The 14,297-nt window shown below is 63.2% G+C and carries 14 protein-coding genes; 6 read left to right on the top strand and 8 right to left on the bottom strand.

The annotated features are described in order from the left end of the window. Window positions 1–5: 5 nt before the first annotated feature. The 3 genes from ABD687_RS20305 to ABD687_RS20295 all read right to left on the bottom strand — a co-directional run bounded on the left by ABD687_RS20305 (window position 6) and on the right by ABD687_RS20295 (window position 4,684). Complete coding sequence (locus ABD687_RS20305) at window positions 6–2,906, bottom strand: FtsK/SpoIIIE family DNA translocase (protein WP_310288455.1); 2,901 nt, start codon at window positions 2,904–2,906, stop codon at window positions 6–8. Window positions 2,907–3,025: 119 nt separating this feature from the next. After that, entirely contained in the window at window positions 3,026–3,367 is a 342-nt protein-coding gene (locus tag ABD687_RS20300; RefSeq protein WP_302262564.1) for a TM2 domain-containing protein, read from the bottom strand. A gap of 138 nt (window positions 3,368–3,505) precedes the next feature. Beyond that, window positions 3,506–4,684 carry a PucR family transcriptional regulator gene (locus tag ABD687_RS20295; RefSeq protein ID WP_310288457.1) on the bottom strand — a complete coding sequence of 393 codons (1,179 nt, stop codon included), beginning with the start codon at window positions 4,682–4,684 and terminating at the stop codon, window positions 3,506–3,508. Window positions 4,685–4,856: 172 nt separating this feature from the next. Here ABD687_RS20295 and ABD687_RS20290 point away from each other — a divergent pair, with 172 nt between their 5' ends. The 3 genes from ABD687_RS20290 (at window position 4,857) to ABD687_RS20280 (ending at window position 8,254) form a co-directional block, all read left to right on the top strand. Then, window positions 4,857–6,080 carry an FAD-dependent monooxygenase gene (locus ABD687_RS20290; RefSeq protein WP_310288459.1) on the top strand — a complete coding sequence of 408 codons (1,224 nt, stop codon included), beginning with the start codon at window positions 4,857–4,859 and terminating at the stop codon, window positions 6,078–6,080. Window positions 6,081–7,074: 994 nt separating this feature from the next. After that, a complete protein-coding gene (locus tag ABD687_RS20285; protein WP_310288462.1) occupies window positions 7,075–7,368 on the top strand; it encodes a hypothetical protein in 294 nt (97 codons plus the stop codon). A gap of 298 nt (window positions 7,369–7,666) precedes the next feature. Beyond that, window positions 7,667–8,254, top strand: coding sequence for a hypothetical protein (locus ABD687_RS20280; protein ID WP_310288464.1), 588 nt, complete (start codon window positions 7,667–7,669; stop codon window positions 8,252–8,254). A gap of 55 nt (window positions 8,255–8,309) precedes the next feature. Here ABD687_RS20280 and ABD687_RS20275 read toward each other — a convergent pair whose 3' ends face one another. The 3 genes from ABD687_RS20275 to ABD687_RS20265 all read right to left on the bottom strand — a co-directional run bounded on the left by ABD687_RS20275 (window position 8,310) and on the right by ABD687_RS20265 (window position 10,134). Then, window positions 8,310–8,864 (bottom strand): GNAT family N-acetyltransferase, encoded by a 555-nt coding sequence (locus ABD687_RS20275; protein ID WP_310288467.1) that lies wholly within the window; start codon window positions 8,862–8,864, stop codon window positions 8,310–8,312. 170 nt (window positions 8,865–9,034) lie between these two features. Continuing rightward, window positions 9,035–9,382, bottom strand: coding sequence for a hypothetical protein (locus tag ABD687_RS20270; RefSeq protein ID WP_310288469.1), 348 nt, complete (start codon window positions 9,380–9,382; stop codon window positions 9,035–9,037). Between the two features lie 167 nt (window positions 9,383–9,549). Then, window positions 9,550–10,134 (bottom strand): hypothetical protein, encoded by a 585-nt coding sequence (locus ABD687_RS20265; RefSeq protein ID WP_310288471.1) that lies wholly within the window; start codon window positions 10,132–10,134, stop codon window positions 9,550–9,552. 397 nt (window positions 10,135–10,531) lie between these two features. Between ABD687_RS20265 and ABD687_RS20260 the strand changes: the two genes are divergently transcribed. After that, complete coding sequence (locus ABD687_RS20260) at window positions 10,532–10,909, top strand: RidA family protein (RefSeq protein WP_310288473.1); 378 nt, start codon at window positions 10,532–10,534, stop codon at window positions 10,907–10,909. A gap of 163 nt (window positions 10,910–11,072) precedes the next feature. Here ABD687_RS20260 and ABD687_RS20255 read toward each other — a convergent pair whose 3' ends face one another. Then, window positions 11,073–11,507 carry a hypothetical protein gene (locus tag ABD687_RS20255; protein WP_310288476.1) on the bottom strand — a complete coding sequence of 145 codons (435 nt, stop codon included), beginning with the start codon at window positions 11,505–11,507 and terminating at the stop codon, window positions 11,073–11,075. Between the two features lie 399 nt (window positions 11,508–11,906). Between ABD687_RS20255 and ABD687_RS20250 the strand changes: the two genes are divergently transcribed. Together ABD687_RS20250 and ABD687_RS20245 are read left to right on the top strand one after the other, a co-directional pair. Further along, window positions 11,907–12,917, top strand: coding sequence for a zinc-dependent alcohol dehydrogenase family protein (locus ABD687_RS20250; protein ID WP_310288479.1), 1,011 nt, complete (start codon window positions 11,907–11,909; stop codon window positions 12,915–12,917). A 50-nt stretch (window positions 12,918–12,967) separates the two neighbouring features. Then, window positions 12,968–13,300 (top strand): ArsR/SmtB family transcription factor, encoded by a 333-nt coding sequence (locus ABD687_RS20245; protein ID WP_302262578.1) that lies wholly within the window; start codon window positions 12,968–12,970, stop codon window positions 13,298–13,300. A gap of 154 nt (window positions 13,301–13,454) precedes the next feature. Here ABD687_RS20245 and ABD687_RS20240 read toward each other — a convergent pair whose 3' ends face one another. Next, window positions 13,455–13,763 (bottom strand): hypothetical protein, encoded by a 309-nt coding sequence (locus ABD687_RS20240; RefSeq protein WP_310288482.1) that lies wholly within the window; start codon window positions 13,761–13,763, stop codon window positions 13,455–13,457. Window positions 13,764–14,297: the final 534 nt, after the last annotated feature.

Raw genomic sequence — 14,297 nt, 5'->3', positions numbered from 1 at the left:
CTAGGCTACCGTCCGGTCAGGTTCCAGGCGTCTTCCGAGCCCTCGTCGTCAGCGCCGTCGTGGTAGTCAACGGCCTGTTCGAAGCCGTCGAGGTCCTCGGCGACCAGGTCCGTGCCGTAGTGGTTGGCGTTGGCATTCTCCGCCAGCGCCGCCTCGGTCGCGGTGGGAACCACGTCCTGGGCGGAGCCCTCGTCCCCGCGCATCGCGGCCAGCACCTCGGGCAGGTCGTCGGGCTTGACCAGCACGTCGCGGGCCTTGGAGCCCTCGGAGGGACCGACCACGCCGCGGGACTCCAGCAGGTCCATGAGCCGGCCGGCCTTGGCGAAGCCCACGCGCAGCTTGCGCTGCAGCATCGAGGTGGAACCGAACTGCGTGGTGACGACCAACTCGGTGGCCTGCAGCAACAGCTCCAGGTCGTCCCCGATGTCGTCGTCGATCTGCTTCTTGGGCGCCTCGACGGCGACGTCGTTGCGGTATTCGGCCTTCAGCTGGCCCTTGACGTGCTCGACGACCGAGTGGATCTCGGACTCGGTGACCCAGGCACCCTGCACGCGCATGGGTTTGGAGGTGCCCATCGGCAGGAAGAGCGCGTCGCCCTGGCCCAGCAGTTTCTCGGCGCCCGGCTGGTCCAGGACCACGCGGGAGTCGGTGACCGATGAGGTCGCGAACGCCATGCGCGAGGGCACGTTGGCCTTGATCAGGCCGGTGACGACGTCCACGGACGGGCGCTGGGTGGCCAGCACCAGGTGGATGCCGGCGGCGCGCGCGAGCTGGGTGATGCGCACGATCGAGTCCTCGACGTCGCGCGGGGCGACCATCATCAGGTCGGCGAGCTCATCGACGATGACCAGCAGGTACGGGTAGGGCTTCAGGATGCGCTTGGAGCCTTCGGGCACCACGACCTTGCCGTTGCGCACCGCCTTGTTGAAGTCGTCCACGTGCTTGAAGCCGAAGTTCGCCAGGTCGTCGTAGCGGGTGTCCATTTCCTTCACCACCCACTGCAGCGCCTCGGCGGCCTTCTTCGGGTTGGTGATGATGGGGGTGATCAGGTGGGGTACGCCCTCGTAGGCGGTGAGCTCCACGCGCTTGGGGTCGACCATGACCATGCGGACCTCGTCCGGGGTGGCGCGCATCAGGATCGAGGTGATCATCGAGTTCACGAACGAGGACTTGCCCGCTCCCGTGGCACCTGCCACCAGCAGGTGCGGCATCTTGGCGAGGTTCGCCACGACGAAGCCGCCCTCGACGTCCTTGCCCACGCCCATGACCATGGGGTGCTCGGTCTTGCGGGCGTTGTGGCTGCGCAGCACGTCGCCCAGCACGACGATTTCCTTGTCGGCGTTGGGGATCTCGATGCCGATCGCGGACTTGCCGGGGATCGGCGAGAGGATGCGCACGTCCGAGGAGGCCACGGCGTAGGAGATGTTCTTGGACAGGGCGGTGACCTTCTCCACCTTGGTGCCCGGGGCCAGCTCGATCTCATAGCGGGTGACCGTGGGGCCGCGGGAGAAGCCGGTGACCTTCGCGTCGACCTTGAACTGCTGCAGCGTGTTGGTCAGCGCCGCGACCACCGCGTCGTTGGCCTCGGAGCGTTCCTTGGACGGCGGACCGGCAGGCAGGAAGTCGGAGGACGGCAGCGTGTAGGCCACGTCCCCGGAGAGCTGGAGCTGTTCGGTGCGTGCAGGGATCGGCGGCAGCGGGGCCGCGGAGGGCCGCGAGGGGACCTGCGGAATCGCGGAGGTGGCGGCGTCCTCGGTGTCGTAGGAGGTGAGGTCGATGGCGCTCATGGCCTGGGTGTCGGCCTCGGGTTCCCTGCCCAGTCCGACGGCGTCCATGATCGCGGCGCGCTCGCGTTCATCCTTGGTGGGGCGGCGCACGCCCGGGCGGATGGCCGGTTCCTCGTGCGCTGCGTCAACCGCCTCGTCGTAGAGGTCCACCGGGTTGGACCCGGGTGCCGTGGTGTGGTCGTAGGCGTCGGTGATGACCGCCTGGTCGTAGGCGCCCTCGCCGGAGTTGCCCAGCAGGTCCTCGGCGGCAAGTGCCTCGGCGTCCTTGTCCTTGCCGAAGAGCCGCATCTTCTTGCGCGGCTTTTTCTCCGGTTGTTCGTCGTAGAGGTAGGACTGGTCGTGCTCGTCGCCCGTCAGTTCTGTGTGGCCTGCGCGGCGGGCGGATTCAGGGTGCTGGCCCATGAGCTTTTCGTAGCCCTCGCGGAAGCGCGCCGGGATGTGCCTGAAGGGGGTGGCGGTGAGGATCATCAGGCTCAGCAGCCCGAGCACGATCATCACGGCCATGGCGCCGGGACCGGAAATAAGCCCCGCCAGCGGGACCGAAACCAGGGCGCCGAGCATGCCGCCGGCCGCCCAGAGCTCGTCGAAGGGCGCGGAGACCGGGGGCAGTCCCCCGACCACGTGGGAGATCCCGGAGCCGGCCAGCGACAGCAGGGCCAGGCCGATGCCCACGCGGTTGTTGGCGCGGTGCTCCTCGGGCCAGCGGAAGAGCCTGATGGCCCCGATGAGCAGGATCGGGGGCATGAGCACTGCCATGAACCCGAAGGTACCGCCGGCCACAGCATGCACGAACCCGCCGTAGCCGCCCGTCCCGCGCAGCCCCCACCACTCCACCGAGGCAACGACGATGGCGATGATGACCAGGAAAAGGCCGGTGCCGTCGCGGCGCACCTCGTAGGGAGGGTGCACGTCGCGGCCGATCTTGCGGAAGGCGCCGCCGGTGACGCGCGCGATGCCCATCCAGAAGGAGCGCACCATGCGCACCGGCAGCGGGAAGTCGTGTTCAACCGGTGCGGGTGTGCTCTTGGAGCTTCTGGTCGTCTTGGCAGAGGAGCTCGACGCACGCGGTTTGCGCGTGGTCGTTTTCCCCTCGCCTTGCGAAGAGGTACGTGGGGCCATGGCTCTAGGGTATCGCCCAAGGGCGCCCGGACCCCGTATGTACACGGTCCGTCGGGGAACCGGTGCCGTGGAGAATCATCACAGCCGGTGCGGGCAAAGGCAGGAAAGCGGGGAGCAGATCAGTAACGGATGCCCGCTGTCCGATGGTTGGCCGCGGCGACGGCCCCGGGAATCGTGAACAAGTCGATGACCAGCATGATCCAAAGGACCGCCAGGATGGCCCAGCCGATGAACAAGACGGTGGTGGCCCAGCCGACGATGCCCAACAGCAGGTAGGTGATGCCCATGCCGGTCTTGTTCAGGTAGAACTTGTGGATGCCCAGCTGTCCCAGGAAGAACCAGAGCAAGTAGGCCACCGCCATGCTCTTCTGTTGGACGATGACGACATGGTTGGTGATGTGGACCGGCTGCCCGGAATGCTGCGGCGGTGTTGTACCCGGTGTGGTGTTTTCCTCGGTCATGGGGTCCCCCTGAAGGTGTCAACGCGTCCAGGACGCGAGGTGGGCGTGGTGTGGAACCTCCCAATCTACCCGAGCCCGGGGACGGTTCCCCTGGCTCGATGGCTGGGTGACATGTTCCAGGCCGGTTCCCCTGACCCGTCACTGCTCCGCACTGGCGGGTGGTTCGAGGAACCCTGCCAGCCGGGCAAGCCTGAGGCCGAGGTGCAGGTCGCGCTGGACGGTGCCCAGCCGCAGGTCAACGCCGGCGACTTCGGTGAGTCTCTCCAGCCGGTAGTAGATGGTGGAGCGGTGCACGTTGAGCACCTGGGCGGTGGCCTGGATATCTCCCGCGTTCTCGAGGAAGGCCTCCAGCGTTTTCGCCCAGTGCCGGGTCTTGCGCTCCTGCAGGATGCGCCTTACCGGGGAGGGCAGGTCCGCCACCGCAAGGCCGTCCAACGGCAAGGTGGCCAGTATGCCGTCGGCACCTGTGTCGGCCCAGTGCACCGCCACCGGGTGGTCGGCCGGCGCCAGGCTGGTGGCACGAAGGGCCCAGCCCGCCCGCCGATAGGAAAAATGCAGTCCGTCCAGGGGCGCCAGCGGGCCGATGCCCGCCCGGGCCGGGGCGAGTTGGGGTCGGGTGAGAATGCGTGCCAGGCGAGGGGCAACCACCGGGCGGGGGAAAATCAGCACACCGTTGCCTTCCTCGGCAACGCCGCCAATCACACTGGCCGTCGAGGTGTCGTTGACGAAGCGGATGGTTTGCCCGACGGCCTGTTCCACCCGGCCCTTGGCAGCCGCGTCGGCATCCACTGCCCCGGGCCCGACCGCGACCGCACAATAGTGCTCGGAGGCCCCGAAGATCCCCTCGCCGAGCAGGGTTGCCGCCGCGCTCTCCCGCCGTTCGTCCTCGTGGGAGACCAGGTCCAGGGCCAGTGAACCCGAGCGGTCCAGCAGCGCCCGAAGGCCGGCGTCCCGCGACTCCAGAAGCCGGCTGATGCGATCGAGCGAGTGCCCGGTGACGAAGTCCCCCAAAGGGCCGGCAGCAGTGCACTCGGCAGGAGTCAGCAGCAGGTGCCCGACAATGTGCCGGTCGGCGCCCAGCAGCCGGTGCATCACGACGGACCCGATGCCTTCCAGGTCGTGGACGGCGCTCCCCTGATTAGTCATGGCCGGAGCCTCCCACGAATCGCTGTGGGCCAGGATGAGGGAGAGGCTCAGGCGATCCTGGGGGGACTCGTGGATTGAATAGGCGATGACCCGCATGGCGCGATCCAACACGACCAGTCGCCGGCCCATTGCCTCGGAGAGGTCCTGGATGGCGTCGTGGAGTTCCGGCATGCGGTTCATCCGCCCATGGTAGGCCGCAGACTGCGGCCAAAACCAATCAATTGCGACACTGTGTCGCGAAGGCGGAACCCAAACTCCAACCGCATGCCGATGTGGTCGGCATCACCCGCTACGTAGGGTTGACGGGACGCACAAGCACCGTTTCCACCAGAAGGATTTTTCCATGCACACCACCATCAACCAGCCACGCGGCCGCCGCATTGCCATCATCGGTGCCGGCATCAGCGGGCTGACCCTGGCCATCGAACTGCGCCGCCGCGGCCTGGAACCACTGGTCTTCGACCGGGTGGCGGAGTTGCGGGAGGTGGGCGCGGCCGTTGCCCTCTCCGCCAATGCGACCCGCTACCTGATTGAGCGAACCGGCATCGGCGCCGGTCTGGCTACGGCGGCTGCCAGCGTGGACGGCCTGGTGTTCCGCGACGGCCGCGACGGCCGGGTCATCGGCAGGGTTTCCTCGCGCGAGGAATACCAAGCCACATGCGGCGCACCGTACTACGGCATCCACCGGGCGGACCTGCAGAAGCTGCTGGTGGACCGCCTGGGCGGCGAAGGCCTGCACCTTTCCAAGGCCTGCGAGCGGATCGAGGAAACCGCCGACGCCGTGCGTCTGCACTTCACCGACGGCGACGTCGTGGAGGCAGACCTCGTGATCGGCGCGGACGGCGCCCGGTCGACCCTGCGCCGCCATGTCGTCGGATACGACGATGCCCAGTTCTCCGGCTGTTCCGGCTGGCGCGGGATCGTCTCCCCCGAAGCCTTGGCGGACCTGCCGGATCCCGAGGCCATCCAGTTCTGGATGGGCCCCGGCGGCCACCTCCTGCACTACCCGATCGGCAGCGGAGAGCAGAACTACTTGTTGGTCCGCCGGCACGACGGGCCGTGGGAAGGCCCTGCCTGGGCCACCGCAGATGAAGAGGGAGCCCACCTCAAGGCCTTCGAGGGCTGGCATCCTGCGGTCCAGCAAATGATCGGCGCCGCGCCGACCGGAGACCGCTGGGCGCTGTTCCAGCGTCCGCCGCTGCACCAGTGGAGCCGCGGGCGGGTGACCCTCATGGGAGATGCCGCCCACGCATTGGTGCCCCATCACGGGCAGGGCGCCAACCAGTCCATCGAGGATGCCATCGTTTTGGCGGACTGCCTCATCCAGTCACTGGAAGACGGCTCCGGCTGGGACGCTGCACGCCAGCGCTACCAGGACGTGCGGATCGAGCGCACCCGAAAGGTTCAGATCGCCTCTGCGACGACCGCCGATGTCCTGCACTTGCCCGATGGGGAACGCGCCGATGCGCGGAATGCCCGGCTTGCAGCGCCGGATGCGTGGGAACGCCACCTGGGCTGGATCCACGAATTCCAGGCAGCACGTTCCCTTCAGCCCGCCTCGGCCTAGCGGGTTCCCGCGCGCTCTGGCACCATACGCATCGGCAGCTGGAAGCCGTGATCGAACAGACGCGTCCGTGCCCGACAGCGGTTGCCCCGCTGCCCCGAGGGTAAATCGGGCGTGTGCTGGTGTTCCGTTTCGCGTCCGGTCACCGGACGTTTCACCGGACGGGGCTTACGGAACACTCGACTTTCCTGTGAATCCGAGAAACTTCGAACATTCAGGTCAGGCCTTGGTGCGTTCCGGTAGCCCACCCCCTATCGGGACGGCCAGAGATGCACGGGATGCCACCCTATCGAGATTGTGCGACCCAGCGATATCTCGGCTCCTAGCCTCGTAGGTTTTGTGGATCTGTACCGTGGCAATGCGAGTCGTTATCCAGGCGTTCCATGTTGCGATTGGAACTTGTCCTCACGCGTAGGCCAGCCTGAACGACTCCACAGGATCGAGCCAAAAGATTTTCCCTGGTCCCAGGGAAGAAATAAGATGCTCGAACTCAGTCACCCTCCCCATGTCTCCACTGGAAAAATTGTCCGACAATTCAGATACTTCTCTTCCTTGAGGGTCTATCAAACGGAGCTCAAGGGAACCCGGTAAATGCGTCTTTTCGTCGGAATAGACATAGATGAGAACTCGCATTTGCGCCCAAGTGTCGGATAGAGCGACCCCATAGAATTCTCGTCTCCCAGCTTCGAGACTTTGCGTTGTTGGGCCCCACCCTTGGTCTGGAATACCCGCGTCTCGAACTTGCTTGACAATTCGAGGCTGCTTCCGGAGTGTCCGTGACTTATACATAACGGCCACTTTACGTGGGACAGTATTCGCGTAAATGGTTAGGCATGTTTTCCGGACGTGGGAGAGAAATCGTCAAGGTTCCCTAGAATCCGACACGTAGTAAATGTCTCGCAGGCGTTCCCCCTATAAACTTCCTACCTGCGCTGTCACGGGCAGAGCGGGCTTCCTCTTCTGTTGCCGACAGCCATCTGGATCATAAGCTTTGGACATGGAACCTGGACAAGAAAGAGCGTCGAACCGTGTCTTGAGGATCTTCTGCGACTACGACGCAGAGTGGCCCTTGTGGGAATTTGGGCTCCAATCCGCGGAGGACTATGGATTATCAGAGGAACTGAGCTCCAAGCTCTCAGCATGGAACGAGGATTTCCAAGTGCACATGCACTGGGAACGCGGCTGGTCCGAGGGCTTTGGCGAGAACAAATGGAACGAGACCGGCAGGCAACTTGCCCTAGAAGTTCAGAGAGAAGTCGGCGAAGAGATTCTCGTTGTCTACGGTGTATGAAAGCCTCTATGCAGAGACGCGGACGGCGGTCCCTAGCCGGCGGGTGGCCAGGGCCCCTCAAGTCACTAAAGCTCGCCCGTGTTCTTGATTGATCCCGCAGACCGTCCCGCAGAGGGTTCCTTCACCGGGACGCACGGAAGAGCGTTTATGCTCAGCGTTACAAGAGGAACCCTCAATGCGCTCACCGAGGTGAGATCTAAGGGGTCAAGCGAATATATCATTCGAGGGCAGATCCGATCAGCCCCGGCACTGAGTGCCTTACTGATGGACAGATAAATGCGCTGCTAGCCTTTGAATCATGGTCGCATCTACCTGGCATGTCCCTGCTCTAACCAAGGGAGACGCGACCTGGACCCGGCTTGCCGAGCTTGTCGCATCGAACGACGTCGTGCTGCACGGTTCGCGCACATCTGGCCTGGCGTGGATTGAGCCTCGGGCTCCCCTTGATTTCAGCCTTGATGACTTCTCAAAAACCACTGCGGTCTATGCCACCGAGGACCCCACGTGGGCTATCGCATATGCGATCCGCTCTTCGGCATGCCGGCGTTTTTTGAACGCCTGCTTCTATCCGGGGGCGACGCCCGGAAAATGGTCCGAGCGGCGCATCTTTCTTTCCTTCGCCTCCACCGAGGACGGCCGGATGCCTACCAATGCCGGGGTGGTCTACGTTCTTCCGAGCACTGGCTTTACCAGAATGCCCAGCTACACCGACCCAGCTCTCGGGCTGATCACCGAGTGCCAGCTGGTCAGCACGGACCCAGTTGCTGTCTTGGCTGAGATACCCGTCGAGCCCGAAAACTTGCCTATCACACCACTGCTCCACAACTTTGAAGCCGTTTCCATGCGTGCCGCTGGAAACCCAGGGGCGTTCCCGTGGCTCGACTGACGAATTGTCCCCGTTTTAAGATTCCGTAAGCCGAACGCTCTGCGGGACGGTTCGATCACCAGGGAGTGCCCAGAAGATCGATGTCGCCTTGCGGCCACTGGCTCGCGCGACGTTTGGCTGAACAGACGAGGTTCGGCCCGCCCTCGGACACGACGACAGAAGTCTGGTCGAGGCGGGACAGACACCGTTCCGCTGCGTGGACCTGGGCCCAACCCGCCGACTCGTAAAGCGGCACGACTTCCCTTCGGCACCCGAGAAAGCCAAAATCGACGCCGGTTTCATCACGCATCACCGTTTGAGCCTGTCGCATCGTTCGCCCGCCGAGGCCCATACCGCGATAGCGTTCATCGACCAAGACGCCACCCATGCCAGCCACCAGGATTTCCTGGGAACCCACCAAGATTAGACGACGCTGGAAGCCGACGTGTGCAGCCAACGCGTGCCCGCGGAAAGCCAGTACGTGAGTGTCGGCGGGCGAATAGCCGTAGGGCGCATCCGGGTTCCATACGCCGAATTCGTTCCGGTACTCACCGTCGAAGAGGTTCTCGTGTGCATCAAGTTCGGCTGCAGTGAGGTCGATGTGCCTTCGCACTCGCAAGACTTCATCCATGGGCCGAGCCTATGTCTTCGCGTTGCCGCTGGTCATGAGTTTGTTGCCTGCCCGCAAGTCGAACCCTCACCTGGACAGCGCCCTGCAGCTTGAACTTGCTCGCCGCTCTGGCGCAGTCTGTAGTGAAGGGTTGGTGTGGCAGAGGACCGGTCAGCTGCAAAGCCGCCAATTCACTTATGTCCTCTAGAGAAGCGGTCCCTAATCGATTGCCACCAAGGGTGGCCGGGGTCGCCTTTGCCGTCGAGTACGTCGAAGATGAAGAAACCCTTCTCAGCAAACCACGCGAGATCTTCTGCCGGCCGTGCAAGTTCCCCTTCCCATCCAGGGACACCCACGTTCGCGGATTCCAGGTTCAGCTCGCAAGCTCGTCTATTGGCTTGGTCAAGCACTCTGGAGTCGGTGACCCCGGCGTTGCCTTCCGATACGTCCCAGAGGCGGTGCAGAATCGCGTAGCGCCCTGCCTTGTTGGTGGGGAGATCTGCAGGCTCAACAGGCTCGTAGTAGTACCCTTCGACCATCTGCTAAATCCCTCCCGTACTTTTGCACCAAAACTTGCGTGACCTGAGCCTACGGCACATTCAAATCCGATACGGGTTCGGGCTGAAATCACGCAATCGGGTCCGCGGGAAGAACGGCAAATGGGCTCATCCCGGCACATCGTTTGTTCAGCCCTCAGATGGCGGTTTTAGTTTGAGTCGCGGTCACCTTGCAGCCGGATCATCATGCGGGTAAGCCTCGAGGGTGGTTTTAAAGGGAAAGCGGACCACGGGTGGGCTTCGATGATGTGCTGCACCGAATCCATGGCTGCGTCGTATTCGGAAGCGGAGAATTCCAGCTTGGGCGGGAACCACGTGAGGGGATCACCGTTTCCCTCCGGTGTCACCAGGTCCTCGCGGCCCAGGATTTCCGCCGCAATGACGTCCCCTGCCCAATGGGGACCATGCCAGATAACGCGATCATCGGTGCGCGCCAGCCAGATGGCGAAGGTTCCGCACAGGATGTCCGCATCGTAGGGGCACACCGTAAGTTCCAGCTCACCAGGTGCCAGCTCCATGGTCGCCCCGCGCAGCTCTGGATCCCGGTAGCCTGCTAGCCACTCGTCCACCGAGGATTGGGGAAAGCGATGCGCGAATGGCGATATGCCTACGTTTCGTTTCTTGTTGACGATTGCCGGGACTGGGGTGCCGTCCACGACAAGTTCCACCGTCTCCTCAACCTTGTTCCATCGGGCAGTGATGGAAGAAAGTGCGTCTTTGTGGAGTTCGGGCATGCGTTCAGTATTCCAGCGACCGAGTGGTTTATGGGTGACCTTGGCCAATTCTTCTCTGCAAGGCCTCCGGTTCCGGGTTCACGCGTCTTTGTAAAGCAACCCGGACGGGCGTTTCTTGGACACCGCAACGGTTGCATCGTTCCAGTAGGGGTCTGTCCGGATTGGCAATCCGGACAGTTCCGTAAGGGGGTCGGTTACCGACTGACCGATTCTGGGTGGACGGGCACATGAAGTTCAACCTCTGGCCGTCTCCTTTGCGGTTCCCCTTGCGGAATATCCAATCTGACGGGGCGGCCGACGGCTAGTCCGGCATGTGGGCGCTGTCACGAGGAATCAATGTAACGTTGCGACTATCGCGCCGGTCGCTTGTTCCCAACGAAAGTCGAGAGAATTCTCCATGCCTGAACACCACTTCAGTCCGCTTCTCCACCAGTCCACAGCACCGTTTTCGCACTTCGTGCGACACGGGAATACTGGCTACACTGCCGGAATCATCGGTCAGCGAGCCGATGACGGTTCGCTGGTCTCGGACGACGTTGCTGTGCAGTGTGAAGCGATGATGAACAACCTGAAAACGCTGCTGGGTGAACTCAGCCTGGGTCTTTCGAATGTCGTACGCACTACGATCTACCTGACCGACTACGAGGATTTTGAAGCGATCAACGCCGCCTATGCCAGGCACTTGCGTGACCCGTTCCCGGTCCGCACCACGATCCAAGTCGCGGCGCTCCCATTGGGTGCGAAGGTTCAGATCGATACCGTCGTCGGGTTTTAGAACGAGTCCGGTTAGGGCTCCTTGGACCGTCGCACGTCCACGCCTTGAGGCGATTAGTTCATGTTGTGCGAGCCCACCCGGCGAAAACCTCGCATGAGGATTTCAGCCGGGCTGAGGAAACCGCGGTCCCCAGAGGCAGGAGCAAACAACACTCCCGGGAATTTCACTCCTTCTCGAGGTTCGGTTCTTCGCCCGAACCTCCGTACAGCATCCCAACCCTCGCAAGCGACGTCGACGGCGGATACCACTGGATCGGGAACTCGGCGAGTCGCTCGTTGAGCTCGTCGATGCTTTCGACGCTGAAGTCGGCATCACCATCCCCCTTGCCCCCTTCGTCCCAATCGACAAGCCAGTAGTCGGCTGAAAAACTGAAGTCCTCGGGACGGGGCTCTCGCCGGCGGCGAGCCTTTCCGTACGACACGACCGAGACTTCATGGCCCACCCACGGCCCGTCGAGTACCCGCCCAGCAAACTCCCGGCGACCGAGGAGCATCGCCTCCCAGATCGGGCCGTGGCCGCGGTCGGGTTCGGGAGCGATCTCAAGTGCTCGCATCTTGGCTACGCGCGCGTCCCAATCACGCCTTCTTCTCCACCTCACAGGGAAAGCCTATGACCACGTGCATGGAAAATACCGAAGGCTTACGCTGCATCAGGATTCTACAAAGAGTCGTCCCGCAGAGGGTTTGCTCATCGGTCCGGTCGCGCATCTCCGCTCCCACCTCGGATGGCGGAGTATGCAGCTTTGGATCCACCCAGCGCTGATCCGGCGCTACCGAAATTCAGCGACGACGCGCACCGGACCGCTGCTGAAGTCGGACGGCAGATGGGGATGAAGCGGATCTTGCCATGTCTTCAAAGGATGCCCGACAGCACCCGTGATGACCGGTCACGCGGCGGAACAACCATTGTTCGATCATCATCATATTTGACGTAGATCGAAATATCGTTCAGGATGGACGAGGCGAGGCACGGTGCCCCGCCCAACGAAAGGACACATATGCGCGCCTGGATGCTAGACGACTTCGGCCTCGAGAACCTGAACCTGCACGAGATCCCGACACCCCAACCGGCCGCCGGGGAACTTCTCATCAAGGTCTCGGCCGTCTCGCTGAACTACCGAGACAAGGCCCTGGTAGACGGCATCTACATGCCCGAAAAGATCTCAAAAGGACTGATCCCGGTGGCCGACTCTTCCGGAGTCGTGGCCGCAGTAGGGGCGGGCGTAACAAAATACAAGGTCGGGGACCGCGTCACCTCCCACTTCTACTCCACCTGGCACGATGGGCCGTGGCTGAACGAATACGCCGACTTCCAGACCGGCGGGCCCATCAACGGCGGACTGGCCGAATACCAGATCCTCGGCGAGGACAACGTCGTCCCCACTCCCCTGGACATGAGCGACCTCGAAGCCTCGACCCTGCCGATAGCCGCACTCACCCCGTGGTTCGTCCTGCGCGAGTACCGCAAGGTGAAGCCCGGCGATACTGTCCTGGTCCAGGGCACCGGAGGCGTCTCGATCTTCGCGATCCAGCTCGCTTCGGCCCTCGGCGCCCGAGTCATCGTGACCTCAAGCAGCGACGAAAAGCTGGTACGCGCTCGAGAACTGGGGGCAACGGACACCATCAACTACCGCACCACCCCTGACTGGGCCGCAGCCGTCCTGGAACTGACCGACGGCCAGGGCGTGGACGTCGTGCTAGACGTCGTTGGCGGCGACGGGCTGAAGGACTCGGTCCGCGTTGCCAAGGGCAACGGACTGGTCGCGGTCATCGGATTCCTCCAGGGCCAAAGCACCACCCTGGACCTGATGGACGTCATCTGGCACCAGGCCCAGATCCAGGGGATCGCGGTCGGGCACCTGCGCGCCTTCGAAGACCTGGTCACGTTCCTCGGCGAACACACCATCAACCCGGTCATCGACACCGTCTACCCCTTCGAGGAAGCCCACGCCGCCTACGCCCAGCTCGCCCGCGGAGCGTTCGGGAAGATCGTTATCCAGGTCAACTAACGGACGGGCTGCGGCGAGCAGTAAGATCGAAGGCTGAGAGAAGGACAACCATGGCACGAAGCACCAAGATTTCGGACGAACCCGACATCGCCGACTTTGATTTCCCCCGTATCCTCGCCGCCGTCGCAGACCCCGTGCGCCTGAGCATCCTCAAGCAACTGGCCAACGCAGAAGAAGCACTGAGCTGCGGAGCCATCGAGCTGCCCATCAAGGCATCCACGGCAACGCACCACTTCACGGCCCTGCGGCAGGCCGGCGTCCTGCACCAGTACTACGTCGGCACCTCCAGGATGAACCTCCTGCGAATAGACGACATGGAACGGGCCTACCCGGGCTTCCTGCCCTCGGTCATCGCCGGGCTGGCGACCACGACACCCAAGTAGCACCGGCGCGCTTCGTCGCCCAGCGTGTGCACCGACCGAAGGCCGGGGGCGCGGGAGGTTCGGCTATCGGTCGTGACACGAACTGGGCAGAGGACTCCTTTTCGGCGACTGTTCAACCACCCACTTGCGCAGAGCGGGGTTACGCCTGGCTGGGTCAGCCCACGGCGACGAGCGTTGCCCAGGCAACGTCGATCACACACAGCCCGTCGTCGGTCTCTCGGTAAAAGACGTCTCCCGGATAGTGGCTCCCGGGCACTGCGCCCTTGGGGAGGCCCTCCAGGTTGATACTCCACTGAGGGTCGAGCGCCGCTTGGTCGTCCCAATACTCCGCGAAAAACTCTTCCGGCTCGCCTGCCGAAAGCCCTGACCAATCGCTGGGCGCACCGAGGTCCGCCACGGAATCACTGCAGACAACGCCTGAGGTTCCACCCGAAGCCAAGTCGTTCACGAGCGTCTCGGTCATTTGAATCACCTCGGCGCCATCGCTCCCCCAGATCAATGTGTCAACCGAGCACCCAGTCAGCAAAGCAGCGAGTGCTACAGCCGAAAGTCCGCAAACCACTCTCCGAATCGATCTCATTCTTCAAACCTACCGTCCCGCCTATCGGAGCTGTACACGGTCAGTGGCTACGACGATGTCGCATGTCCCGGCGGTGTACATGGTGCCACCGCTGACAAAAGAACAACGGATTGTCCGGTGAACGCTGGGCACATGACGTGCGGCGCATGCCGCACAAAACCATGTAGCGCTCGGTGACAGCTCTGGGCGGGAGTCACCTGGATATCGAATCAGGCCCTCGGCATCTATTCTTCTCTCGAAGGCAGAAGGAATGTGGATGGCGTACTGTCCACAGGTCAAGGTAAGGTCCGGCCCCAGAGAGGCCAAAGTGCAGTGTTGAATCGGAAATTCGCCTTCTTCTGAGTCTCCGCTGATGCTCGACTCGTAGATGAACGGTGAGCGCCGGCGGTAGATCCGGTGGCCGGGGTGTCGAACTCC

Source organism: Paeniglutamicibacter sulfureus, assembly GCF_039535115.1.
Lineage (GTDB): Bacteria > Actinomycetota > Actinomycetes > Actinomycetales > Micrococcaceae > Paeniglutamicibacter > Paeniglutamicibacter sulfureus.
Note: the sequence above shows the minus strand (reverse complement) of the source record. Positions and strands in the feature narration are given on the sequence as shown.